The sequence below is a fragment of the Faecalibacterium sp. DFI.5.82 genome, from assembly GCF_029076575.1.
Lineage (GTDB): Bacteria > Bacillota > Clostridia > Oscillospirales > Ruminococcaceae > Faecalibacterium > Faecalibacterium duncaniae.
This window is the reverse complement of record NZ_JARFIS010000161.1, coordinates 1-357: the sequence shown is the minus strand read 5'-3', so window position 1 is coordinate 357 and position 357 is coordinate 1. Positions and strand designations below refer to the sequence as shown.

Sequence of the window (357 nt, the reverse complement as noted above, 5' to 3'; positions counted from 1 at the left end):
GCCCGGGCCCGGCAGAGCGTGCCCAGCGGGCACTGCTCACACAGAGGTGCGCCGTTGGGCATGCAGACCCGCGCGCCCAGCTCCATCTGGGCCTGAGTGTAGTCTCCGGCTGTGGCGGGCGGCTGGTGTTCCATGTCCCGGGCCGTGAACTCCCGCTTCACCTGCGGGTCGGTGACCAGCCGGGGGTCGTTGTAGAGCCGGGCAAACACCCGCAGATCGTTGCCGTCCACGGCGGGAACCGGGAGACCGAAACTGATGGAGGCAATGGCCCCCGCCGTGTACTCTCCGATGCCGGGCAGGGCCAGCAGGGCGTTGTAATCGGCAGGCAGCTGCGCCCAGTACGGCGGGCAGCTGCCT

The 357-nt window shown here is 70.0% G+C and carries 1 pseudogene; it reads right to left on the bottom strand.

What is annotated here, in order from left to right:
• A pseudogene (locus P0G09_RS16055) lies at positions 1-357 on the bottom strand (A/G-specific adenine glycosylase); the annotation flags it as partial.